The organism is Bordetella muralis (genome assembly GCF_965139205.1).
Taxonomy (GTDB): domain Bacteria; phylum Pseudomonadota; class Gammaproteobacteria; order Burkholderiales; family Burkholderiaceae_B; genus Bordetella_A; species Bordetella_A muralis.
This window is the reverse complement of record NZ_CBCSIU010000003.1, coordinates 308,870-333,933: the sequence shown is the minus strand read 5'-3', so window position 1 is coordinate 333,933 and position 25,064 is coordinate 308,870. Positions and strand designations below refer to the sequence as shown.

16 protein-coding genes are annotated in these 25,064 nt (G+C 59.0%); 10 read left to right on the top strand and 6 right to left on the bottom strand.

The genetic code is table 11. The annotated features are described in order from the left end of the window. Nucleotides 1-42 precede the first annotated feature (42 nt). From ACNA0I_RS08180 to ACNA0I_RS08170, 3 genes are read right to left on the bottom strand one after another with little or no spacing between them, the layout of a single operon-like run. The gene (locus ACNA0I_RS08180; protein ID WP_415805576.1) at nucleotides 43-2,109 is read right to left on the bottom strand and encodes a glycosyltransferase; all 2,067 of its coding nucleotides are present in this window, start codon (nucleotides 2,107-2,109) and stop codon (nucleotides 43-45) included. Continuing rightward, a complete protein-coding gene (locus ACNA0I_RS08175) occupies nucleotides 2,106-4,586 on the bottom strand; it encodes a hypothetical protein (RefSeq protein WP_415805575.1) in 2,481 nt (826 codons plus the stop codon). Before ACNA0I_RS08175 ends, ACNA0I_RS08180 begins: the two co-directional genes overlap by 4 nt. 44 nt (nucleotides 4,587-4,630) lie before the next feature. After that, nucleotides 4,631-5,908, bottom strand: a complete 1,278-nt coding sequence (locus ACNA0I_RS08170; protein WP_415805574.1) for a nucleotide sugar dehydrogenase — start codon at nucleotides 5,906-5,908, stop codon at nucleotides 4,631-4,633. A gap of 751 nt (nucleotides 5,909-6,659) precedes the next feature. On the opposite strand from ACNA0I_RS08170, the gene ACNA0I_RS08165 reads away from it, so the two are divergent. The 9 genes from ACNA0I_RS08165 (at nucleotide 6,660) to ACNA0I_RS08125 (ending at nucleotide 20,798) form a co-directional block, all read left to right on the top strand. Further along, entirely contained in the window at nucleotides 6,660-7,091 is a 432-nt protein-coding gene (locus ACNA0I_RS08165; protein ID WP_415805573.1) for a VOC family protein, read from the top strand. A gap of 180 nt (nucleotides 7,092-7,271) precedes the next feature. Then, the gene (ychF, locus tag ACNA0I_RS08160) at nucleotides 7,272-8,363 is read left to right on the top strand and encodes a redox-regulated ATPase YchF (RefSeq protein WP_415805572.1); all 1,092 of its coding nucleotides are present in this window, start codon (nucleotides 7,272-7,274) and stop codon (nucleotides 8,361-8,363) included. Between the two features lie 207 nt (nucleotides 8,364-8,570). Then, nucleotides 8,571-9,782: a tyrosine-type recombinase/integrase gene (locus ACNA0I_RS08155; RefSeq protein ID WP_415805571.1), complete on the top strand. Its 1,212-nt coding sequence runs from the start codon at nucleotides 8,571-8,573 to the stop codon at nucleotides 9,780-9,782. A 348-nt stretch (nucleotides 9,783-10,130) separates the two neighbouring features. After that, nucleotides 10,131-11,237 (top strand): Fic family protein, encoded by a 1,107-nt coding sequence (locus ACNA0I_RS08150; RefSeq protein ID WP_415805570.1) that lies wholly within the window; start codon nucleotides 10,131-10,133, stop codon nucleotides 11,235-11,237. Between the two features lie 11 nt (nucleotides 11,238-11,248). Continuing rightward, a complete protein-coding gene (locus ACNA0I_RS08145) occupies nucleotides 11,249-14,014 on the top strand; it encodes an N-6 DNA methylase (RefSeq protein WP_415805569.1) in 2,766 nt (921 codons plus the stop codon). After that, on the top strand, nucleotides 14,005-15,906 hold the full coding sequence (locus ACNA0I_RS08140; protein WP_415805568.1) for a restriction endonuclease subunit S: 1,902 nt from the start codon (nucleotides 14,005-14,007) through the stop codon (nucleotides 15,904-15,906). Before ACNA0I_RS08145 ends, ACNA0I_RS08140 begins: the two co-directional genes overlap by 10 nt. Then, nucleotides 15,903-16,958, top strand: coding sequence for a PDDEXK nuclease domain-containing protein (locus ACNA0I_RS08135; protein WP_415805567.1), 1,056 nt, complete (start codon nucleotides 15,903-15,905; stop codon nucleotides 16,956-16,958). Before ACNA0I_RS08140 ends, ACNA0I_RS08135 begins: the two co-directional genes overlap by 4 nt. A 4-nt stretch (nucleotides 16,959-16,962) precedes the next feature. Further along, nucleotides 16,963-20,088 (top strand): type I restriction endonuclease subunit R, encoded by a 3,126-nt coding sequence (locus tag ACNA0I_RS08130; RefSeq protein WP_415805566.1) that lies wholly within the window; start codon nucleotides 16,963-16,965, stop codon nucleotides 20,086-20,088. Further along, nucleotides 20,088-20,798 (top strand): M48 family metallopeptidase, encoded by a 711-nt coding sequence (locus tag ACNA0I_RS08125; protein ID WP_415805565.1) that lies wholly within the window; start codon nucleotides 20,088-20,090, stop codon nucleotides 20,796-20,798. The genes ACNA0I_RS08130 and ACNA0I_RS08125 overlap by 1 nt, the downstream gene beginning before the upstream one ends. Before the next feature lie 6 nt (nucleotides 20,799-20,804). Here the strand turns inward: ACNA0I_RS08125 and ACNA0I_RS08120 are convergent, their stop codons facing one another. The 3 genes from ACNA0I_RS08120 to ACNA0I_RS08110 all read right to left on the bottom strand — a co-directional run bounded on the left by ACNA0I_RS08120 (nucleotide 20,805) and on the right by ACNA0I_RS08110 (nucleotide 24,062). Continuing rightward, nucleotides 20,805-21,668 carry a phage integrase N-terminal domain-containing protein gene (locus tag ACNA0I_RS08120; RefSeq protein ID WP_415805564.1) on the bottom strand — a complete coding sequence of 288 codons (864 nt, stop codon included), beginning with the start codon at nucleotides 21,666-21,668 and terminating at the stop codon, nucleotides 20,805-20,807. Nucleotides 21,669-22,272: 604 nt separating this feature from the next. Continuing rightward, nucleotides 22,273-23,430, bottom strand: a complete 1,158-nt coding sequence (locus ACNA0I_RS08115; RefSeq protein WP_415805563.1) for an STY4528 family pathogenicity island replication protein — start codon at nucleotides 23,428-23,430, stop codon at nucleotides 22,273-22,275. A gap of 296 nt (nucleotides 23,431-23,726) precedes the next feature. Continuing rightward, the gene (locus ACNA0I_RS08110) at nucleotides 23,727-24,062 is read right to left on the bottom strand and encodes an ArsR/SmtB family transcription factor (protein ID WP_415805562.1); all 336 of its coding nucleotides are present in this window, start codon (nucleotides 24,060-24,062) and stop codon (nucleotides 23,727-23,729) included. Between the two features lie 50 nt (nucleotides 24,063-24,112). Between ACNA0I_RS08110 and ACNA0I_RS08105 the strand changes: the two genes are divergently transcribed. Next, nucleotides 24,113-24,925, top strand: a complete 813-nt coding sequence (locus ACNA0I_RS08105) for an alpha/beta fold hydrolase (RefSeq protein WP_415805561.1) — start codon at nucleotides 24,113-24,115, stop codon at nucleotides 24,923-24,925. Nucleotides 24,926-25,064 lie beyond the last annotated feature (139 nt).

Below are 25,064 nucleotides of genomic sequence, written 5' to 3'. Positions count from 1 at the left end.
AGAATTTTTTCTCTTCAGAAACGCGGAAAAACGAGTGTGCAATCAGGCCAGTTTTCGTTGCATCGGCTCGATATCGACGCACTCATCGTTCTCGGGCATGGGCATGACGGGCGGCGCACACAAGCCGAGGAACTTGCTCAGCATTGCATCCAGCGAAAACAGCCTTTGCGCGCGCTGGCGGCTCTGCTCTCTCAAGGCTTCGTCATCGCGCACCTTGTCCACCATCGAGACGACTTTCTCGCACGCCTCGTGCATGTCCGGGTGCTCCACATCGCTCAGGAGGTGGCCCGTCACGTCTTCCTCAAAGCACTCTCCGGCACCACCGGCGGGTGTCGAGACCACGGGCACTCCCAGCAGCTGGGCTTCGATCAGCACGTTCGGCAGGCCTTCATAGCGCGACAGCAGTACGCTCACATCCATACGCGAATACCAGAAGCCCACGTGATTCGACAGGCCGACGAGCAGCAATCGATTCGTCACGTGCAGCTCTTCTGCCAATGCCACAATATTGTCATGCAGACGCCCGTCACCTACGATGACGAAACGCGCTTGCGGACGCTGTTTCAGGTAGAGCGCTGCCAATTTGATCCACAGCTGTGGCCGCTTGTCAGGCTCCAGGCGAAATACGCCACCGATGGTTTCGGTAGCGTCGGCGGTGCTTTCCTGGAAAGCCTCCCACTTCTGTTCATCGGCGACCGAGGCGTCGGTCGACAGATCCGGCACGCCGTTGTAGAGCACGTGAAAGCGCACGACGGGAATGCCGAGCCATTCCGCATAGGCTTCGGCCGCCTTGCGGCTATTGCTCATGAACTGTACGCCGGGCACTTGTGCCAGCGCCTGGTACAGCTCGGGATACTCTTCGCGAAAGCGGTCCTTTCGGATGTTGGGTGGCAACCCGCGAAACACCAGGTGTATGACCGGCGCTCCAGCCAGGAGTGCCGCCAGGGCCCCAAAGAGACACGTGCCATCCTGCCACAGGCTCACCACGTCAAACGAATTTTCTCGCAATACCGGCGCGAGGCGCGTCACACCATAGTGCACGGGCGGCGGCAATTGTTCCAGCAAGCGGCTCAGGTTGTCATCGGACACGGGTTGATGCGCGACCGAAACAGCCGGCAGATGATTGATTTCCGTAACCGGAATCTGCGCCTTGGTCAGGACAGGCAGGAAAAAATCGAGTCCCTGTTTTTTGCTGGAGCCGGCAGGTTCGCTGTGTTGCTTCACCAGTACCTCGACCTTCTTCGGCCGTACGACCACGGTGGGGAGCCTCTGCTCCGGCGCATTCGCCATGCGGGTCAGTTCGCTGGCAAGCCGGGTGAGTTGCCGCTCTGCGCCGCCAGGTCCAAGGCTGCCCGTCACCAGCGCGACCGAGATCGGCTTGTCGGGGGTTCTTTCCGGGATATGCCGATCGCGAAAATGCAGAATTGCATGCTTCATCGACACTATCTTGATGTCCTTGCCGGCCAAGCTGCCTTGAGGCTCCAGCGCTTGGTAGAAAGCAAAGTCGCTGGCTAGTTCATCGGCAAGTTCTGCCGCCTTGCTGCCGGGAGCCAGCTGTTCGGCGACCGGCGCGATCGTTTCAAATGCGTCGGCCACCAATCCGCGTTTACGCAGACGCTTGGCGAACTCCACCGTTTTATTGCGATCAGGATATTGCGAGATCAGCCGGCGAAACAGCGCGTCCGACTGTTCATGCGCGCGGATGTCACTCAGCAGTCTGGCTCTGGCGAGCAGTCTGTCGGGATTCTTTGTCGACTCGGGCAGATGACGATCGACCAACGCCAGGGCGTCGTCGATATGTCGCTCTTTCACGAGGCGAGTGGCGCGGTAGCGGACGATCTCGAGGTCATCCGGACACTCTTGCAACAACGCCGCCCATTGTTCGGACATGCCCTCGTTCAATCCGGCCGCTTCCTTTAGCTTCAGCAAAAGAAAACGTACCTTCGGGTCCGACAGGTGATCGCGCGCCAATGCCTTCGCGCGATCCAGGTTGGCCTGCGCCACCTGGACCCGGTTTGACGCTGTGACGATTTCCTCGAGTTGGGTGTGAATCCGTTGCAGTTCGGACGAGACGTGCTCTTGCTCGGCAATCAGGACGTCGTCGTTCATGCTGCTTTCCTGCTATTGAGCTTTTCGATCCATACCAGGCAGCGCTCGATATAGTGATCGAACTGCGCCGGATTTTCCGACCGTTCCTTGAGCATGCGCCAGTAGGGCAGGGCTTGATCAAAGCGATGCAGGCGCATGGCGCCCACGGCGGCCAGGCGCAGGCCGACGGGATCATCCGGGACGAGTTGCAGAATCTTTTCTCCCAGCGCCAGACGTTCGGTTGTGCTCGACGAATCGAGCGCGCGCGCTTCGGCGTACAAGACGGCCAGGATGCGCCGCTTCTCGTGATCCACTTCGGTCATCTGTGGCCACGACTGTGCCACACGTTCCAACAGATTCCAGGCCGCGCGCGGATCCCCGGCGGACAGAATCTCGCGGGCGCCGCGGATCGCGCGGGAACCGAGTCTGCCGAGCTGACGTTCGGCTTCTTCTTTAGCGTTCTGGTCGGCTGACGGATGGGCGAGGATAGCCTCATAGGCGTCGATGGCTTCACCGAACCAGCCGCCGTTGAACGCCACGCGCGCAAAGTGCAAGCGCGTGCTCAATGGCGCGGCTTCGGCGGCGGCAGCCTGTTCGAGGTGCTGCTTGGCCGTCTGCTTGTCGCCCAACGCATCTGCCGCGCGGCCACGCATGGCGTCGAGTTCAGGGAATTCAACCTGAGTATCGAGCGCGATGTCTGTGAGGTCGATGACCTCCTGGTAATTACCTGCCAACAGCGCAGCCCGCACGCCAAGGCGCATCGAACGCGCAAAGGCGCGTTGCGCACGGACTCCTGCCAGCGCGTCGGGGTTGAGCAGCCGGTGGGCGGAGATACGCTCGGCCGCGTCGCGCAGACGTCCTTCTTCGAGTGCACGGGTGCCTTCTTCGGTCCATGCCGCGCTTTGCGACAGGAGCCAGGCACGGATTTCTTCTTGCTCGCTGTTTGCCAGGCCGCACGATACCGCCAGCGCAGCGGCTGCCATGATGAAACCTCGCCACGAGGCCTCCTTGACGAGCTCGAAGGCCACCGTGTCGTCGAGCGCGGGTGACTCTGACGCCAAGGTGCGCAGGCCTGAGCGATCTCTTGCCACCAGCCGGTCACGCCACAGCACGGCAAAGCCTCGGCCATAGGCAGGAATCACCGCGCGGACTTCATGCACCCAGCGAATGGCGGCGTTCATGTCGCCGCTGGACTGCAATTGTGCCAACACCGTGTCGGCCGCCTCCAGCGCCCATGCATCTTGCGCAGCAGAAATGCGGAACAGGCGTTTCCAATTGCCCAGCGCCTCGTCCGCAAAGCCCAATTGGCCGCCTGACACCGCTGCAATACGGACGATCTCTGGAGTTTCGATCTCATCACCCAACAGACCAGACGCGAGCGAGTACGCGACATCGTGCCGTCCCAGCTTGAAGTGGTTGCGCATCAGGATCTGCTCGGCTTTGCTGCCGGATGCCAGGGTGCCATCCGCGTCGCTCAGAAGCGCAATCGAGCCCTCGTAGTCGCCCAGTTCTTCCTGGATTCTGGCAAGCAGCACAACTTGGTCGGGCAGGCCAGGATGACGGCGCAGCACATCGCGCACACGGCGCGACGCCTCGCGCAGATCGCCCGAGTCCCAGAGTTTTTCAATCCCATCGACGCTTTCTTCCGCGGCCAGTTTGGGCACGGTAGGCTGTGCTGTGGATGCACCCATTTTCGGGCGCATGTAGTTCTTGTACCAGTCAGCCGCCAGGCGCTCGGCAAACAACGGCGTGTAGTGAGTCAGGTCGAGCCCACCGTCCTCCATCGCCTCGGCTTGCCCAATTTTGTTCATTTGCGGCGTGGGATCGTAGCAGGGCACGCCGATATGCTGCGCACCCGCGTTGACAGCGGCAATCAACTGCTCGCGTTGTTCGATCGGTACGTTGTCCGGCGTCAACGCGTTGACGTGCGTGACGAACACGACCTTGTCCTGGCCGAGCAGGTCGACAAGCTGGCGCATTTCCTGCTCGATCTCGTCGTCCGTCAGATCGCGCTTTACGATGCGGGCCAGCAACTCTTTATCGTCCGACGAGAGGCTGTTAAAGACCGGATCCTGGTCTAGCCAGGTGCGCCGTTCGGCAAGGCGGTCGGGGTGGGCCTGCGACCAGAACTTGCGGGTGCGCGCCCGATCGGCGAAGAACTCGCTGAAGTATCGTACGAGGTAGTTCGACTGGACGGCGTAGCCATCGATGGTCAGCAGTTTGCGCGACGACAGTTCGACCATATAGAGATCGGCGGGCTTGTGCGTCGCAAGGCGAGCCTGCTCGCCATTGGACGGACGGAAGAGCACACGCTGGACGTCGGCGGGGATATCATAGTCGCCCAACATGAAACGCACCTGCTGTAGCGCCTCGGTGCTGGTGTGCACGAACCCATAGTTGCGCCCGAGTTGCAGCTTGATGGGGTAGCGTCCTACCGCGTCGCGTAGCGGCGTGTGGATGCGGCAGGTTCCAATTGGAGCGATCGTAAAAGCTGCCATTCAGGGTCTCTCCTCTAGAGGTAAATATTGAGCTGAGCCTGAACTTAAAGAGTCCAGTACAAGAGGTCGGGCTGAAGCCGCTTGCTGTCGAGTACAGATTTCAAGTCGCACACCATGCCGCCGCTCTTGACCAGACTCGGCAGGTCGTCCCAGATGGACTCCATGGTTTCACGGTGCGGGACGGCGAGAATCAGCACGTCCATATCTCGGAATTCGTCACGTTCTACGAGCTTGATGCCGTATTCGTGTTCCATTTGCTCTGCGTCGACCATCGGGTCGCACGCCACCGGGGTAATACCGTAGTCGCCGAGCGCGTTATAGAGATCGACCACTTTCGAATTGCGGATATCGGGCACGTTTTCCTTGAACGTCATCCCCAGAATGCCCACGCGGATCGAGGCATTGAGGCGGCCGTTGCGCGCCAGCGTCTGGACTACGCGCGATGCAACGTGGGCCGCCATGCCGTCGTTGATCCGGCGTCCCGACAGGATGACCTCGGGGTGATAGCCCAGCTCCTGTGCTTTGGAGGTCAGGTAATACGGATCGACACCGATGCAGTGACCACCCACCAGGCCGGGGCTGAATTTAAGGAAATTCCACTTGGTCCCCGCGGCATTCAAGACCTCTGAGGTGCGAATGCCGACCAGATCGCAGATCTTCGACATCTCGTTCATCAGCGCGATATTGATGTCGCGCTGCGTGTTCTCCAGCACCTTCGCGGCTTCGGCTACCTTGATGGAGGAGGCGCGGTGCACTCCTGCGTCGATGATTTTTTCGTAGACACCGGCGATGACTTCCAGAGACTCCTCATCCTGGCCGGACACAATCTTGACGATTTTCTCCAGCGGATGCTCCCGATCGCCGGGATTGATTCGTTCGGGGCTGTAGCCCAGTTTAAAGTCGACCCCGCAGCGCAGGCCCGACGCTTTCTCCAACTCCGGTCCGCAGATTTCCTCGGTGGCGCCAGGATGGACGGTGGATTCGAAGACGACGATGCAGCCGGGGCTCAGCACGGGGCCTATCGACTGGCAAGCTTTGACCAGCAAAGAAAAATCGGGATTATTCCTGTCATCGACAGGAGTCGGTACAGCAATGACAAAGAAGTCGCAGCCTTTCAGTTCCGTGACCTGGTCGGTGAATACCATGCGTGATGCCAGCAGCGCTTCGCGCTCGATCTCTCCGGTCCAGTCGTCTCCCTCTTTCAGCCTTGCGATTCGCCGTTTGTCCACATCGAAACCGATGACATCGAAGCGTTTGGAAAATGCGACGGCTACGGGCAGGCCTACATATCCAAGGCCACATACTGCGATTCTCTTTACCACTGGGACCTCACTGTTTTCATCACGTCACGGGCAGAGATGGCCGGCGGAATGGTTGGGCAGCGACTTTTTGTCCAAATATGTTCCGGGCTTCCGTAGGCCATCTCTGATGAGTAGTTACGTCTCGATACTTAATTACATGTGCTGAGTAGCGAGCCGATGAATCGTAGAGGGGACAAACAACCAAATTCTTTCAAAAAATTATGATTGCTATGAAAGTGCATCAAGATCGTTGTAATAAACTCCCTGAAGCCCCGTAAATAATTACATTCATTACACGATCGAAATATGGACTAAATCCAAATTGCTATAAGTAAATATAGGAAATTGTGTTATTTTTTTAATTTAATTAATCTGAAAAGAAATAAGGCCAGTATCTTCGGTCCATCTCGGCAAATCGAGGTCTTTGCGGAGAAAGGTCGCTGGTCTTCCCATGAAGGAATGGGTCTAATGAGATATATCGCGGGATTATTTAGTTAATCCAGAATCGAACTCATCTTGGCGGTGCGGTCTGACCCGCAATCGAAATATTTTGAATCGCGGTTGCAATTAGCCGCCTATCCCGCTTTCTGCAAATGGCTTCTGTTAATAGCCATTAACCCGCGCGAGGCGTACTAAATATAAGTCCAGGCCAAGCTGCATCGGATTTGGTTTTCTATTTCCTGGAATTCCATACCGAGCGGGGCCAACTCGGAATTCACGGCTTATATTCTGTAGTCAGGATCTGGCTGCGTAATACTGAACGAGGCGAGGCATGGCAAAGCAAGCAACGGCAGGAATTGCCTACACGATGGTCGGAACCCAGGATTTGGCGCGCGCTGTACGGTTTTACGAGCCGATTTTTGCTGCAATGGGTTTGGAGCAATGCTGGCTCGATGAGCGGTGTGCATCATGGGGCAAGAGCGCCGATGAGTCTTTCCCCCGGTTTATTACCGGCTACCCGTTCGATGATCAGCCTGCCAACGTGGGCAACGGTGTGATGACCGCCTTTCAGTGCGATGTCGAGCTCATCGACGAGCTCTATGCGCTGGCGTTGCGCAACGGCGCAACATCTGAGGGAGCGCCCGGCTTGCGTCCCCACTATGGGGAGGGCTTCTATGCGGCTTACGTCCGAGATCCTGATGGAAACAAGTTAGCCTTCGTTTGCTACAACGCCGACGATCCCCGCAAGTCGAGTGCCGCCTGAGGTCACGAACGTCAGGGTGTGGACAAGGCTACAATCGACATAATTTTGGACAAGTCAGGCATAAAAAAGCGCTTTTGAAACCCCGCCGAGGGGCGGCGCAGGGCTGGGCGGCGCGGCAACTGAGCCGGGCCACCATGATCCCTGCGTTGGGCGCATCATGCTGAATAATCAAGGATTTCCATGGCTCTGCAATGCGGCATCGTTGGCCTGCCCAACGTCGGCAAATCGACTCTTTTCAACGCGCTGACCAAGGCCGGCATCGCGGCGGAAAACTATCCGTTCTGCACCATCGAGCCCAACGTGGGCGTAGTCGAAGTGCCGGACCCACGGCTGGCTCAGTTGGCCGAGATCGTCAAGCCAGAGCGCGTGGTCCCCGCCGTGGTCGAATTCGTGGATATCGCCGGTCTGGTGGCTGGCGCCAGCCAGGGCGAAGGCCTGGGTAACCAGTTCCTGTCGCACATCCGCGAGACCGACGCCATCGTCAACGTGGTGCGCTGCTTCGAAGACACCAACGTGATCCACGTGGCAGGCAAAGTCGATCCCATTGCCGACATCGAAGTCATCTCTACCGAGCTGGCCCTGGCCGATCTGCAAACCGTCGAAAAAGCCGTTCACCGCAACAACAAGCTGGCGCGTTCGGGCGACAAGGAAGCCGCCAAATTGGTTGCATTGCTCGAACGTTGCCAGAAACAGCTGGACGCTGGCCAGCCCATCCGAGCGCTGGGCCTGGACGCCGAGGAAATGTTCTCGCTGAAGTCGTTCGGTTTCATCACCGCGAAACCGGCCATGTTCGTAGCCAACGTCAGCGATGACGGCTTTGAAAACAATCCGCTGCTGGATCGCCTGACCGAATACGCCAAGGCGCAAAATGCGCCAGTGGTCGCGATCTGCGCGGCCATCGAGGCCGAGATCGCCGAGTTGGACGATGCCGACAAGGTCGCTTTCCTGGCCGACATGGGTATGCAAGAGCCCGGCCTGGACCGTCTGATCCGTGCGGGCTACAGCCTGCTCGGCTTGCAGACCTATTTCACCGCTGGCGTAAAAGAAGTCCGCGCCTGGACCGTCAAGGTCGGCGCCACCGCCCCTCAAGCCGCAGGCGTCATCCACACCGATTTCGAACGCGGCTTCATCCGCGCGCAGACGATCTCGTTTGACGACTTCATCACCTACAAAGGTGAAAGCGGCGCCAAAGAGGCCGGCAAGATGCGCGCAGAAGGCAAGGAATACATCGTGCAGGATGGCGATGTGATGAATTTCTTGTTTAACGTGTGATCAACGTCTGACGTTTTTGGCTGGATCTCGGTGGCGCTCAGTAGCGCTTGGTAGACAGATTGGCCCGTTGTAAATCAATGGGTTGCAGAAACAATACGGTCTGCTGAGCGTTCCTATTGTTCATCGAGGTCCAGAAAATTCGGGGGTAGCGTTGGGGGTACTCGTGTTCAACCGTGGGGGTACATCTCCCCGCAGTGGAGTCCAACGATGCCCGAAAACCTACTCACCGACCTCAAGGTCAGGTCGGCCAAATCGACTGATCGAGATTGGAAACTATCAGACGGCGGGGGGTTGTTCCTGCTGGTCAAGCCCACCGGCGGCAAGCTCTGGCGGTGGAAGTACCGCCTGCAGGGCAAGGAGAATCTCTTTGCCATTGGCGGCTTTCCTCAAGTAAGTCTTGCGGAGGCGCGCGCGGCCCGCGAGAAGGCGCGAGCCTTGGTCAAGCAAGGCGTCCATCCTGCCCATGAGCGGCAACAGATCAAGCAGCGCAACCTGGAAGCATTGGAGGAACGCAGGCGTGCTCGTGAAAGCTCGTTCGCCAAGGTAGTGCAGGCTTACCTGGCCGAGATCAAGCCTGTCTTTGCGCTCAGTTCCTACCGTACGAAAGAGTCCCGCATCAGGAAGTATCTGTCGCCCAAGTTCGATGGGATGCCGATGAGCGACATTGGCGTGAAGCAGATTCGCCCGCTGTTGGAGGAATGCAAGGCCCATGGCGCGTGGGCGGCAATCCATGTCAAAGGTGATCTTTCGGCGATCTTTGAGTTTGCGGTGGTGCGGGGCCTGGTCGAGGCAAATCCAATTCTCAGCCTGCGTGGGCTGCTACGCGTGCCGTTCAGCGAGAGCAAGTCGGCGATGACGCGAGAGCAAATCCAGAAGTTCTATCAGGAGTTGCGCGGCTACCGGGGCTATCCGGAAACCTCGTTGTGCCTGCGGCTGATTGCGCTGACCGCCTGCCGTCCAGGGGAAGCGGCGGATGCCGAGTGGGACGAGTTCGACTTTGAGGATGTGTTGTGGCGTCGGCCTGCGGCGAAGATGAAAGCGCGGCGCGACCATGTCAGCCCGTTGTCTGCACAGGCCATTACCGTACTGAAGGATTTGCAGTGCATCACGGGCGGTGGCCGCTATTTGTTCCCACACCGGAGCGGCAAGGGCTTCACCACGCCCAACCGGCTCACCTACGCCATGCGCGACATGAACCTGGGCCGGGGCACGACGCCGCATTGCTGGCGGACGACCTTTTCAACCTGGGCCAATGAGAACGGATACCGGCCTGATGCGATTGAGCGGCAGCTTGCCCACGTGGAAAGCAACAAGGTGCGGGCGACGTACAACAAGGCGCTGCTGCTGGATCAGAGAAGGACACTGTTGCAGGACTGGGCGGACTACCTGAGTGCGGCGGAGGGCAGTGGCACGATATAGGGGCAACTTCGCCGATTGTTGCAGAACGATTAGACAGGTGCGGCCTTTTCCTTTTCTGGGTAGGGCCGTTGCCCCTTGGGTGCCGTTCCCTTGCCATTTCCTTTGCCCGAGGATGATCGCTGGGAAATGGGGTAAACAATGGATTAAATGGGGTAATTTTGAATTTATTGCCCCTTTTGAGATTCATGTCGCTCATTTCCTTCTTGGTCGGCTATACAAGCCTCTCACGACCGATCCAATGATCAGGAAATGGGGTAGTCAAACACAGGTAAAGAGGTATTTTTAGAGATAATACCCCATTTATAAGCTATGATTGCCCCTGTTTACACAGCTCAGGCTTACATTTTCATGCACTCGCTCACACCTGAGTACCTTGCCGCACTTCGCTTTGACGGCACCCAGGCCGCCGCGTTGCGCACACTGGGCGAGTACCAGGGGAAGCAGCAATTCTTCGCCGCGCAGTCGCCCGAAGCCCTAAAGGGGCTACGCCAGATCGCGGCGGTGGAGTCCACGGAGTCATCCAACCGGCTGGAAGGTGTTGTCGTAGCGCCCTCGCGGTTGAAGTCTCTGGTCTTCCGCAACACAACGCCAAAGAGCCGTTCTGAACAGGAGATCGCCGGCTACCGTGATGCGCTGGCGCTGATCCACGAATCGGCCGCGCACATGCCCTTCAGCGAAGGCGTAGTGCTGCAACTGCACACCCTGCTATACCGCTACATGCCGCAGGCGGGTGGGCGCTGGAAAGCTACCAACAACGACATCATCGAGCGTCACCCGGATGGCACTTCGCGCTTGCGCTTCCAGCCGGTGGCTACGCATCTCACGCCGATGGCCATGGCTGATTTGACAGGGCGCTACGCTACCGCACTGGATCAGCACCTGGCCGACCCCCTGGTACTGGTGCCGCTGGCGATGCTCGATTTCCTGTGCATCCACCCCTTCCCCGACAGCAACGGTCGCATGTCCCGCTTGTTGACCTTGCTGCTGCTCTACCACTTCGACTATGCCGTGGGTCGCTACATCAGTCTGGAACGCATCTTCGAGGACACCAAGGAAGGTTATTACGAGACGCTGGAAGCCAGTTCGCAGGGATGGCACCAGGGGCAGCACGACGTAAAGCCCTGGCTTGGTTACTTCTGGGGCGCCTTGCTGCGGGCTTGCCGTGAGTTTGAGGAGCGTGTCGGCACCATCGAGCGGGGGCGTGGCAGCAAAGGCGACCGGGTGCGGGCGGAAGTCCTAGGGCGCACTCTGCCATTTTCGATTTCCGAGGTTGAAGAAGCTTGCCCAAGTGTGAGTCGGGACATGGTGCGATTGGTGCTGCGAGCGATGAAAGCAGAGGGTTTGATCGAATCAACGGGCAAGGGACGCGGGGCGAAATGGATCCATCTCGTTGACGTACAGGACGCCACAGAAAACAGAGGGCCGGTATCCAAACAAGCGGGCCGGCAACAATGATGGATATTGAAGTGACAAGCACCGAACAGAAGACTGACCGCTTTATCAGCAAGCTCAAAGCCGTGGGAGGTTCCGCTGGGAATCAGCGGCTCCGAGAGGCGTTGGGATGGCAGGAATCCACTTATGACAGCATCAAGCAGCAACTGATCGAGGAGGGGCGGATCATTCCCGGTCGAGGGCGCGGCGGTTCGGTTGCCCTGGCTACGACAGCCTATACGGCCAACAAAGAATCAGCGACATCGTTGGAAGTACGCGAAGCCGCCGTGCCGTACCTGAAGACAAAGACGAAAGCAGATTCGTCATCGCGGGACCGAGCAACTGCTACCCCTGCCGCCAAGACTCATACCCCACGTAACGGCGTCGTCAAGAAATCCGACCTCTACAGTTCCATCTGGGCATCGTGCGACGAACTGCGTGGCGGCATGGACGCCAGCCAGTACAAGGACTACGTCCTGTTCATGCTGTTCATCAAGTACATCAGCGACAAGTACGGCAACAGCGACGACTTTGCCCCGCCCGTGGTCATTCCGTCCGGCGCCTCGTTCAAGGACATGGTGGCGCTCAAGGGCAAGGACGACATTGGCGACAAGATCAACACCCAGGTCATCCAGAAGCTGATCGACGCCAACACCAAGCTGGCGCGCAGCGACTTCCCCGACTTCAACGACCCCAACAAGCTCGGCGAAGGCTCAGCCATGGTCGAACGGCTGGGCAACCTGATCGCCATCTTTGAAAAGCCCGAGCTGAACTTCGCCAACAACCGTGCCGACAACGACGATTTGCTCGGCGATGCCTACGAATACCTGATGCGCCATTTCGCGCAGGATTCCGGCAAGAGCAAGGGCCAGTTCTACACGCCGTCCGAAGTCAGCAGCGTCATCGCCCAGGTTATCGGCATCTCGCACACCAACACCCGGGCCTCCACTACCGCCTACGACCCAACCTGCGGGTCGGGCTCGCTGCTGCTGAAAGTGGCTGCCGAGGCAGGCCGACAGATCACCCTGGAAGGGCAGGAAAAGGACGTGACCACCGCCGGTTTGGCGCGGATGAACATGATCCTGCACGACTTCCCCAGCGCCACCATCCTCAGTGGCGACACACTGGTGAATCCCAAGTTCAAGGACGGCGAGCAACTGCGTGCCTACGACTACGTGGTCGCCAATCCGCCGTTTTCCGACAAGAAATGGTCTACCGGCCTCAGCCCAGCCAACGATCCGTACCTCCGTTTCACCTGGGGCGAGCCGCCCGCCAAGCAGGGCGACTACGCCTACCTGCTGCACATCATCCGCAGCATGAAGGCCACCACCGGCAAGGGTGCCATCATCCTGCCGCACGGCGTGCTGTTCCGCGGCAATGCGGAAGCCCATATCCGCAGGCAACTGGTGCGCTCCGGCATCCTCAAGGGCATCATCGGCTTGCCCGCCAACCTGTTCTACGGCACCGGCATTCCTGCCTGCGTCCTGGTGCTGGACAAGGAAAACGCTAGCGCCCGTAAGGGCATCTTCATGATCGACGCCAGCAAAGGTTTCATCAAGGACGGCCCCAAGAACCGCCTGCGCGAGCAGGACATCCACCGCATCGTCGATACCTTCCGCCGTGGCGTGGACGAGCCGCGCTATGCGCGCATGGTGCCGCTGGACGAAATTGCCAGCAACAAGAACGACTACAACCTCAACCTGCCACGCTATATCAACAGTAGCGAGCCGGAAGACCTGCACGACATCGACGCGCATCTCAACGGCGGCATCCCCGAACGCGACATCGACGCCTTCGCCGCCGACTGGCAGGAAATGCCCGCCCTACGCCAGGCACTGTTCGAGGCCGAGCGTCCCGGTTATGCGCGGCTGCGCCAACCGATGGCCGAAGTGCGTTCCATCATCCTCGCCCACCCGCAGTTCCAGCACTTCCGCAGCAAGGTCGAAACTCTGTTCGGCAAATGGCAGCAGGCCGTCACGCCGCTGCTCACCGGCATCCAGCCCGGCGACAAACCCAAGGCTCTGATCGCGCAGGTCTCCGAAACCCTGCTCACCACCTTCCAGGCCGCGCCGCTGCTCGACCCCTACGACATCTACCAGCACCTGATGGACTACTGGGCCGAAACGATGCAGGACGACGCCTACCTGATCGCCGCCGATGGCTGGGTGGCACTGCCCCGGCGCATCGTTGAAACCGACAAGAAGGGTAAGACCAAGGATAAGGGCTGGACTTGCGACCTGCTGCCCAAGCCCTACATCGTCGCCCACTACTTTGCCGACGAGCAGGCTGAACTGGACGCTAAACAGGCCGAGCTTGAAAGCATTGCCAGCCAGATCTCCGAACTGGAAGAAGAGCACGACGGCGAAGACGGCTCCTTCGCAGGCTTCGACAAGATCAACGCCGCGCAGGTGAAGGATCGCCTTGCCGAAATTGGCAATGATCCCGATAGCGTCGACGAACGCGTCGTGCTCAAGCAGTGGCAGCAACTCAGCGCCCGCGAAGCCGCATTGAAGAAAACCGTCAAAACGCTGGACGCTGAACTCGACCGGCAAGCGCATGACCATTACTTAAACCTCAGCGAAGCCGAGGTGAAAACGCTGGTGGTGCAAGACAAATGGCTGACCCGCCTGCAAGACGATGTGCAGCAGGAACTGGATCGCATCTCGCAGACCCTGGCCCAACGCATCCGCGAACTGGCCGAACGTTACGAAACACCGCTGCCCAAACTGGAAGATGAGGTGGCCTCCCTCAGCGCCAAGGTGGAAACGCACCTGAAGAAAATGGGGACGACATGGAAGTGAAACCGGGGTACAAGATGACGGAAGTGGGGGTGATTCCTGAGGATTGGTGTGCATGTGAGGCACACGACTTTTCAAAAATTATCACTGGCCCATTTGGAACGTTGTTGAAGGCTAGCGAATACACAGATGGCGATGGTGTGCCTCAAATTTCCGTAGGTGAAATTGGCGATGGGTACTTCCGTGTCGGACAGAACACCCCCCGCATCCCCAGAGAGGTGACGAAGCGTATTCCGCAATATTTGCTTCGTACTGGCGATATTGTGTTCGGTAGGAAGGGGGCTGTTGATCGCTCGTCATTGGTGACCCAAAAAGAGGATGGCTGGTTCCTCGGATCTGATGGAATATGCGTTCGCCCAACCGCAAACTATCAGCCTGCGTATTTGGCTGCACAGTTCAGAGGCACATTAGTTAAGTCGTGGCTATTGAAAAACTCCATTGGCACGACGATGCCGTCGTTGAATCAGAAGATTCTCGGACGCGTACGGATTCCTATCGCACCGATCGCTGAGCAACGCGCCATCGCCACCGCCCTCGGCGACATGGACGCGCTGCTGGACGGACTGGATCGCCTGATCGCCAAAAAGCGCGCCATCAAACAGGCCACCATGCAGCAACTCCTCACCGGCCAAACCCGCCTGCCGGGGTTTAGTGGGGATTGGGAGGTGAAGCGGTTGGGAGATCATCTGACCTTCCTGAAGAACGGTGTGAATTCGCGTGCCGAGCTTTCTTGGAGTGATGATGTTCTATATTTGCATTACGGCGACATCCACGGATCTTCACAAGTGATGCTTGATCCTGTCAGCGTAGAAATGCCTAGCCTCCCGCGCGTCAAGGCGAGTCGCTTGGATCGTCTGCAAAATGGTGACCTCATTTTTGCTGACGCATCTGAGGATATGGATGGCATTGGCAAATCGGTTGAAATCCAAAATGCGACGGGCGTCGATCTGGTGTCGGGGTTGCATACCATCGCAATTAGATTTGACAAGAGTGTGCTGGCAGATGATTTCAAAGCCTATATCCAGTTCATCCCAAAGTTCCGCGATCACCTTCGGCAACTTGCCGCCGGCACAAAGGTTTATGCGACGAATCGAGCACATATCGCCAGCGCTGAATTGAGGCTTCCTGGTATTGATGAGCAGCAGGCTATCTCCTCTTTGCTCATCGACATGGAAGCCGAAATCACAGCCCTCGAAACTCGCCACATCAAAACCCGCGCCCTCAAGCAGGCCATGATGCAGGAACTGCTGACCGGCAGGACGCGGCTGGTCAAGTCTACCGAAAAGCCTGACGAGGAAGCGGCGGCACAAACGGAAGGACGCAAGGCAAATGTCCATTTCCTGAGAAGCGTGCTGGCTGCCGAAATCATCGACCAGTTGCACGACCAGCCGACTTTCGGTCACGTCAAGTTCGAGAAGATGATGTTCCTCGCCGAGCATCTGTGTGAGGTGGACACCGGCTCTACCTACCACCGCAAGGCTGCTGGCCCCTATGACAATCGGGCGCTGCGCTCGATAGACAGCCAGTTGCAGAAGCAGCAGTGGTTCGAGGCGCGCAAGCAAGATGGGCGTTACCAATACGTGCCACTGGCGAAGCGTGGCGGACACAAACCCTACTTCGAGCGGCATTTTTCTGGGATCGTCGAGACCCTTGAGAACATTCTGAGCACGTTCAAAACAGCGAAAACGGAAAAATGCGAAATCGTCGCCACCTTACTGGCAGCATGGAGCGATTTGCTGCGTGAGAAAGGAACCGTCTCCGATGAAATGATTGTGCACGAGGTGCTGCACAACTGGCACGAAGCGAAGCAACGTATACCTGAGGATCGCTGGCTGAAGGCGCTTGCCTGGATGCGAGAAAAAGATTTTGTGCCCCAAGGAGTGACCTTGCCATGATCGACAAGCCCGCCGCCCTGACTCCAGCCCCACACGGTTACGCCGACTGGCTAACCGAGTTGAAGGGCCGCATTCACACCGCACAGCAGCGTGCGGCGTTGGCGGTCAATCGGGAATTGGTGAGCCTGTACTGGCAGATCGGCCGTGACATCCTGGCGCGGCAGGCCGAGCAGGGTTGGGGCGCGAAGGTGATCGAGCGGCTGGCACATGACTTGCGTGCAGCCTTCCCGGAGATGAAGGGTTTTTCGCCGCGCAACCTCAAGTACATGCGGGCGTTTGCCGAGGCTTGGCCGGACGCCGAAATTGTGCAGCAGGCTGCTGCACAATTGCCCTGGGGTCACAACTTGGTATTGCTGGATCGCCTGAAAGCGCCAACGGAGCGCCTGGCTTATGCCCGCGCGGCCATCGAACATGGCTGGTCGCGCAATGTGCTCAACATCCACATCGAAACCCGCCTGCTGGAGCGCACGGGCAAAGCCGTCACCAACTTCGATCAGCGCCTACCTGCACCGCAGTCCGATCTGGCCATCGAGTCGCTGAAAGATCCGTACCGCTTCGATTTCCTCGGCCTGGGCGAGGAAGCACAGGAACGCGAGATCGAAAACGCGCTGGTACAGCACGTCACCGATTTCCTGCTGGAACTGGGTGCGGGCTTCGCCTTCGTGGGCCGACAGGTGTTGCTGGACGTGGGCGGCGAGGAGTTCTTCATCGACCTGTTGTTCTACCACCTCAAGCTACGCTGCTACGTGGTGATCGAACTGAAGGCGGGCAAGTTCAAGCCCGAGCACCTGGGACAACTGGGCTTTTACCTGACGGCGGTGGATCGGCAGGTGAAGCACGCGCAGGACAATCCGAGCATTGGCCTGCTGCTGTGCAAGAGCAAGAACAAAGTGGTGGCCGAGTACGCCCTGGGCGACAAATCGCAGCCGATGGGCATTGCCGAATACAAGTTGGTGGAATTCCTGCCGCAAGAGCTGCAAACCAGCCTGCCGACGATCGAACAGATCGAGCGGGAGCTGGGCAAGCCCACGGATGATGGCGCCGAGGAATGATGCGATGACCCAACCCATGCCGCGCTCCGAGCGCACATCACAGAACCGCGTAGCGCGGCTGTTCACTACCCCACTGGCCGATGGCGGCCTGGCCTACGAACACCTGAGCAACTGGAGCAAGCGCGACCACAACCGCGCCATCGAAACCGGGTTGCTGCGCGCCAATTTGGCCGCTCGCGGGTACTCGCCCGCTCACATCAGCGCCGCCTTGCAGAAGCTGGAAGTCGCGGTTGATGTTACCGGCATCACGCCCTACCAGGCCAACCTGCGTACCTACCAGTTGCTGCGCTACGGCGTGCCGGTGCAGATCGCGGCGGGCCAATCGCATGAGACAGTGCAGTTGATCGACTGGGCGCAGCCCGAGCTCAATCACTTCGCGTTGGCTGAGGAAGTGACGCTACGGGGCGGGAGCACCCGCCGGCCGGACATCGTTTTGTACATCAATGGCCTGGCGGTGGCGGTGATCGAGCTCAAGCGCAGCTCGGTGGATGTGGGCGATGGTATTCGCCAGTTGTGCAGCAATCAGGAGGAAACCTTCAATCAGGGCTTCTTCAGCACGGTGCAGTTGCTGCTGGCGGGCAGCGATTCGCAAGGCCTGCGCTACGGCACCACCGGCACACCGGAACAATTCTTCGTGCAGTGGAAGGATGAACAACCGTCAGCCATGGCAACAGCGGGCGCGCTGCTGGATCGCCCGCTGGCGCAGATGTGCGAGAAGGCGCGGTTGCTGGATTTGATCCGCAACTTCGTGATCTTCGATGCGGGTTTCAAGAAGGTGCCCCGGCAGCACCAGTACCAGGGCATCAAGGCCGCGCAGGAACGCATCGCCAAACGCGAGGGTGGCGTGATCTGGCACACCCAGGGCAGCGGCAAGAGCATCCTGATGGTGTTGTTGGCCAAGTGGTTGCTGGAGCATGATCCGCAGGCACGGGTGCTGGTGGTAACCGACCGCGACGAGCTGGACAAGCAGATCGAAGGCGTGATGCGCAATGCCGGGGTGATTGGGGAAGGGGCGACTCCACCACGCATTACCTCACGGGCAGACTTCGTGCAAAAACTCAGCGCTACCACACCGCGCTTGTTGTGCGCTCTGATCCACAAATTCGATGCGGCCGATCTCAAGGGCGAGCCACCGCCCATCCATGGGCGTTTCTATGTATTCGTGGACGAGTGCCACCGCACCCAGGGCGGCAACATGAACAAGCAGATGAAGCGCTGGCTGGTCGACGCCCTCTTCATCGGCTTCACTGGCACACCATTGTTGCGTAAGGATCGGCAGACCACCCGCGAAGTATTCGGCACGTATATCCACACTTACAAGTTCCACGAAGCCGTGGCCGACAAGGTGGTATTGGACCTGAAGTATGAGGCGCGGGATGTGCCGCAGCGGCTGACCTCACGCAAGGCCATCGATGCCTGGTTCGAGAAGAAAACGCGCGGACTGAACAATTTCCAGAAGTCCATCCTGCGCAAGCGCTGGGCCACGATGGAAGAGCTGATGAGCGCCAAGGAGCGCAAGGATCGCATCGTCGCCAACATCATCGAAGATTTCAGCCTCAAGCCTCGCCTGGACAATGATCGCGGCACGGCGATTTTGGTGGCAGCTTCGATCTACGATGCCTGCCATTACTTCCGGTTGTTCCAGAACACGCATTTCGGCCCCTATGTGGGCATAATCACCTCGTACGAACCCAACCCGGTTGCCATCTCGAAAGAATCGGCCGGCAGCGACGAACGCTACAAATACGACACCTACAAGCAGCATGTGCTGCGTGCCGGCCAGACCACCAAACAGTACGAAGACGAAACCAAGCGACGCTTCATCGAAGAGCCTGCCAGCATGAAGCTGCTGATCGTGGTCAGCAAGCTGCTCACTGGTTTCGATGCACCCAGTTGCTCCTACATCTACCTAGACAACGAACTGCACGACCATAACCTGTTCCAGGCCATCTGCCGTACCAACCGGCTCGACGGTGACGACAAGGACTATGGCCATATCGTCGATTACAAGGAGCTGTTTGGTGACGTGCAACAGGCCATTGCGGTGTACAGCTCCGACGAACTGGACATCGACACGGGCAACGGCGGCGAGAACAACGTCCACCTGAAGAACTGGCTGGAGGAAGGCCGCAAGCAACTGGACGAAGCCCGTGAAGCGCTGCATTACCTGTGCGAGCCGGTTCCGCAGCCGCGAGATCTGGAGCAGTTCATCCACTATTTCTGCGGCCATGCCGGGAATCCGGAGGCGCTGCTGGAAAGCGAGGCGTTGCGCATTGCCTTCTACAAGGCGGTGGCGACCTATCTGCGTGCCTTCGCGGACATCGCCCAGAACCTGACCGAGGCGGGTTACTCCGACAGCGAAGCCGACACCTTGCGGTGGGAAACCGAGTTCTATGCCGAGGTGCGTTCGGCCATCAAGCATTACAGCGGCGAAGAGCTGGACATCAAGCCCTATGAGGCCGACATGCGCCACCTCATCAACACTTATATTCAGGCCGAGCCAGCGCAGGCGTTGGGGGACTTGGCCGAACTGTCGCTGACCGAGCTGATTATCGAGACCGGCATCCACAATGCCATCGCCAAGAGGCTCAACGAGAAGGGCAAGCTGTCGAAGAATGCCATTGCGGAAACCATCATCAACAACGTCCGCAAGACCATCATCCGAGATCGCCTGACCGATCCGCGCTTTTACGAACAGATGTCCAAGCTGCTCGATGACCTAATCCAGCAAAGCCGTGAAGGCACTGAGGCCTACGAATCATTCCTGAGCAAGGCGGAAGACATACTGAAGAAGCACCGCGCGAAACAACACGATATCGATGAACCCGCCATGTTGCGCGGCAATGCAGGTGCGCTGGTGATTTATCGCAATCTGCCTGACATCATTTCCGGCGATGTGTTGCCCAATGCGGATGGTGTAATCAAAGAGCCACAGGCGGATTACGGCGACCCGCTGGCCCTGATGGCGCTGAAGATCGACCGTTTGATGTGTGACGAAGCCCCGGCAGGATGGCGTGGCGATGAAGCCAAGGAGCGCATCGTGCAGAATTTCCTGCACCCGTTGACTGGGAAGAACCGCGAGGCCACGCTCAAACTGTTCGATTTGCTGAGAAATCAGCCGGGTTACTGATGACGCAGACGCACATACGTCTGGGGGAACTGGACATCGCCGTCACGTTCAAGGCTGTGAAGAATGTCCATCTTTCCGTGCATCCGCCCGAGGGTGCGGTGACGCTGGTGGCCCCGATAGGCACGCGGCTGGAAGTTGCTCGTGCCTATGCTGTTTCCAAGCTGCGTTGGATTCGCCAGCAACAGGCGCAATTGCAGGCACAGTCCCGCGAAACTCCTCGCCAGTTCGTCACCAGAGAAAGCCATTACGTCTGGGGACGCCGTTATTTGCTCACGGTGCTGGAGCGCGATGCCCCACCTTCAGTGAAGATGGACCACCGTCGCATCACCCTGCATGTGCGCCCCGGCACCAATGCAGCCAAGCGCGAAGCCATCTATCAACGCTGGCAACGCGGTTTGCTACACCAGGCCATTTCACCCCTGATCGAATACTGGGAACCACGTATCGGCGTGAAGGTCAATGGCTACTTCCTGCAACGGATGAAAACCAAATGGGGTAGTTGCAATCATCGCCAGGCCCACATTCGGCTCAACACGGAACTGGCCAAGAAGCCTCGTGACTTGCTTGAATATGTGATTGTGCATGAAATGATCCATCTGATCGAGCCGACGCACAGTGAGCGGTTCATATCGTTGCTGACCCAACACTATCCTGCCTGGCGGGATGCTCGTGCGGAACTGAATGCGCTACCGCTGGGACAGACTGTTTGAATATTGCTACCGGCCAAGATAAATCGAGACTACACCGACTCGCCCATGTCCTAGTTCAAGACTGATATGTAGTCGGACCTGGTGGTCTTGTAGGCGTTGTTCAGCAGACAGGGCCGAATAATGAATTCCCCCGGCCACAGGCGCCTTCCACCCCATCAGCATCTCATACCGCATCTGCGCATACCGATGCCGCAGTCCGTGCATGTTGCTCAACCCCGCCGCCTTGCACTGGCCATCGTAAACATGCCGCTGCTGGATGTAGGTCTTGTGCGCCGGGATCAGCGAGCCCGGCCCTGCCAGCCGATGAGCTTCGTCCAGCACCGCACGCTGCTCCGGCGTCGTGATCGGCACTGTCCGGTCGCGTCCGCCCTTGGCCCATGAACCCTTGATGGCGATGTGGTCGCCACCGTCAGCGTGACGGGGCTGGAACTTGATGGATTCTTCCCGCCGCAGACCGAAGGCGGCCTGCAAGCGTAGGCTTACACGGACGTGGGGATCAGTGATCCTGGCCAGCCTGTCATCCGGTTCGCGAGCCTTGCTGATATTGGTCACATAGCGACGTTCGGGCACACCAAGCTGTGTGTTGTCCGAGGGTAGGATGCCGGCCTTGCCGATCTTCTCCGCCCACCAGCGCAGGTGGGAGAGCCGATTTTTGATAGTGCCAGACGACAAACCTTCGCCTTGCCAGCGGTCCAGCAACGCCTGGACGTGCTTGCCCTTGAGCGACGAAGCCTTCATCTGCCGGAAACCGGCCTCGCGTAGTTGTCGCGCAGCCAGCGCGAGAGAACGCATCCGGTCGGCCTGTGTGTTGTAGCTGCCGTCACGGTTGCGCTGGCAAAGCTGCCGCAGGGTGTAGGTCAAGTCGTCCACTTCCGGCCTCCACGCAAAGCGCCGTACTGCGTTGTCCTGAAATTCAGTGGTTAGTGTTGGTGCCAACTCGCCAAGGCGAGATCCCGTGAGGGCAAGGGCATGGTGTTCAGGAGACACCAGGGCCTCGAATGAGGCGTCCGTCTTGCTCCCTGTTGGAAGCCTGGACGGAGGTAATACAAGACGAAAGTGATGTGAACGTGGACAAGTCCTCCTATGAAAGAGAGTGGGATGAGAAAAGCAGCGGGAGTCCTGTGCATTGCGCACAGGTAATTGCCGCAAAGGACAGTGCGCCAGGCGGCGTGGTAGGGATGAGTTCAAACAGACGAAGAAGGCTCCGCCCTTGGGTAGGGCCGGTATGCGGTCGGAGCCTGGGCATACCTGGGGTGGTTCCGCCCTGAGGGGCCAGCGCTTGCAGGAACCTGCGCTGTCGGGGGGGGGGCGATGTACGAAGCCCATCGGTCTTGGCAACTGCCCGGTCAGTGTAGGGCGGCCATCATCATGTCTGCCGCACGCAATAGGATTCGGCATTCGCCCGCATTGTTGCTGGCGTGGACGCGGNNGNCACTGCGGCTGGCAGTGACGACCCGTTTCGCGGCAGCATTTGCTACGCAGGACGCGGTTGCCATCCCCTGGCCTGCATTGCCTGTGCCGCGATGTCTCCAGCGTTCGCCGAGGCGTTCAGCATCTTGCGGATGTTGGCGATGTGCGCCAGGGCAGTTTCACGCGATGCCGGTGGCGCAGTGGGTTCCGGGCGGGTTTCGGTGCGTGGTGCACCAGCAGGCCGATTTTTGGCAGGCCGGTTCGCGGCAGACATCTCCTTACGACCTGCCCACAGGCGAAATTCGCCCGCAAAGACGCGCTTCACCAAGGCGAAGAAGTAGGCCACGATATTGCGCACGGTGCCGCTCTGGCTGCGTGCCTGCAACTCGTCGAGTACTTCCTGGCGATGCTGGGGCGGCAGCCGCCGTAAGGCGGCCTGCACGTCCTTTTGCTGATCGGCCTGGGCATTGCTCAGGCAAGGCGGCAAGCTCACCGACTGCGATGCTGAATCGCCGTTGCCTTCGCGCGCGCGGTACGTACGTTCTTTTTTATACATATACGTCTTATACGTACTGCCCTGCTCAGCCGTCATGTGGCGAGCGTGTCCGGTCTGTTGCGGAACAAGCGTGCTGCCAGCGGAATCGCCAGGTAATGGCAGTGGGTCGGCTGCCTCGCTCGCCTGCGACGGCGACGTAGGGGGCAAATCATCGTCATCGTGACGCTGATCGTGGGTCGCAATCGAGGCGGCTTCAGGTGCCTGTGCCAGCGTTGCCTGAATGTGGACGGCCACCCGATCTACCTGGTTGTTTTCGTGGCCGATGGAGGCTTGCAGAAGCGCGGGCAGACTGGCATCGAGCGCGCAGGCTTGTTGGAAGTCCAGGGCGCTTTCGTGAACCTGATACAGCTCGCTGAGCACATGGCCGGTCAGAGGATCGCGTTGCTGGCCCACCAGACTGATCCATCCCGTCAGCCGAAGCACGACGAGAACGCGCCGGGCCGTCTCGTACCCGGCCCGCTGCCCCAGCGGGGTAGAGGTGAGATAGCGACGCAACTGCCCCAGGTTTGCCAGCGGACTGATGCCCTCCGCAGAGCGCAGCATGCGCAGCACCTGCCAGCCATTGCGCTCCAGCGGCGTGAGGCGAGCATCGAGCATGAGCGAGGCGGGCGTGGTGAACAGGGCATCTTGCCCCAGCGGGTTGTGGCGGGTGTGATGGTCTGCCATGAGAGTTCTCCGAGGTCTGGGCCCCAGCGGCCCGTTCCCTTGCATCTCATCGCGTACCGTTCCAGGCGTCAGCCAACAATGCGGTCTGCGCCATACCCGTTTTATCCGGCAGGCGCAGCGCTGGCACCGGCATCCAGACTGATCTATCATCCCGATACCCCTATGGGGGTACAACTGGGGGTACTTCCAGCGATTCCCGCAAAGGCCGTGCCGCGATTTCCCCGTGAAACCTAGCATTCACGGCCCTTTGCCGACCGATCAACGTTTAAACGTGTGATCAACGTCTGACGGTTCGTTCAGCGTCCCGCGGCCTTCATCTCAACTGTCGACGAAAGCTCGGCCGCGAGCCAATCCAGATAGTCTCTGATCGCGGCCTCATCCCGTTTGCAATACGACCATTTCAGGTGTTTTCGCACGGTGATAAAGCCGGCTTGTTTGAGAATATCCAAATGCCGGCTGGCCGTGGGCTGTGCAACGGCCAGCGCCTCGGCAATCAAGGTCATGCAAACACCGAACTCGATCGGATCGGCCGACCACTGATGCCCAAAATGCTTTTGCGGTTCCGCCAACAGTCGAAGAACGGTTAGCCGCTGCTCGCTCGCCATCGCCTTGATCTGGGTTGATCTATCCATGGTCTCGATTATATATTGTCATTTAGCTAACTGACGATATGAGTGATGCCATGTTGGATCTACCCAATACCACGATCATCGAAGGAAACGCCGTCCGCTGGGGCCAGATCGGGAGCGGGCCGCCGCTGGTGGCGATTCACGGCACACCCTTTTCCTCGCAGGTCTGGCGCAGGATAGTGCCGCAGCTCGCTGATCGCCGAACCATCTACTATTTTGATCTGGTCGGCTATGGACTATCGGAGATGCGCGAGGGGCAGGACGTGTCACTGGCCGTACAGAACAAGGTCCTTGCTGTCCTGTTCTCGGAATGGGGCCTCGACCGTCCGGATGTGCTTGCGCACGATTTCGGTGGGGCTACGGCGCTGCGTGCCTACTATCTGAACGGCTTGCGCTACAGATCCCTGACGATCTTTGACGCGGTTGCTCTCGCCCCGTGGGGGTCGCCGTTGGTCCAACATGTGCGCAAGCATGAAATAGCCTTCTCCGGGATGCCAGACTATATGCATCGGGCGCTGCTGCGAGCCTATTTACAGACCGCCGCCTACAACACGCTGTCCGAACAGGCGTTGGATATCTACAGTGCGCCATGGCTGGGGCCCGTCGGCCAACCCGCCTTCTATCGTCAAATTGCGCAGATGGATCAGAAATTCACCGACGAGATCGAACAACAGTACGCGCGGATGGAATGCCCGGTGACGGTCCTGTGGGGGCGGAACGATGAATGGATACCCTTTGACAAGGGAGTGGCCCTCGCGGCAGCGATCTCCGACGCTGAGTGCATTCCCGTGCCTGATTCAGGACATCTGGTCCAGGAGGATCGGCCGGAGGCGATTGTGGCGGCAGTTCTGAAACGACTCGACTAAGAAGGGTAGTGGTGCCGTCATCGACCAAGGGCACAGTATTCAGTCGGCGCGCGGTCGAGAAGCAGTTGAATTCCTTATCAATGCTGGCATGTTTGGTTGCATTTTGTGCTGAATGGCTGCACTGCGCTCGGCATGGGGC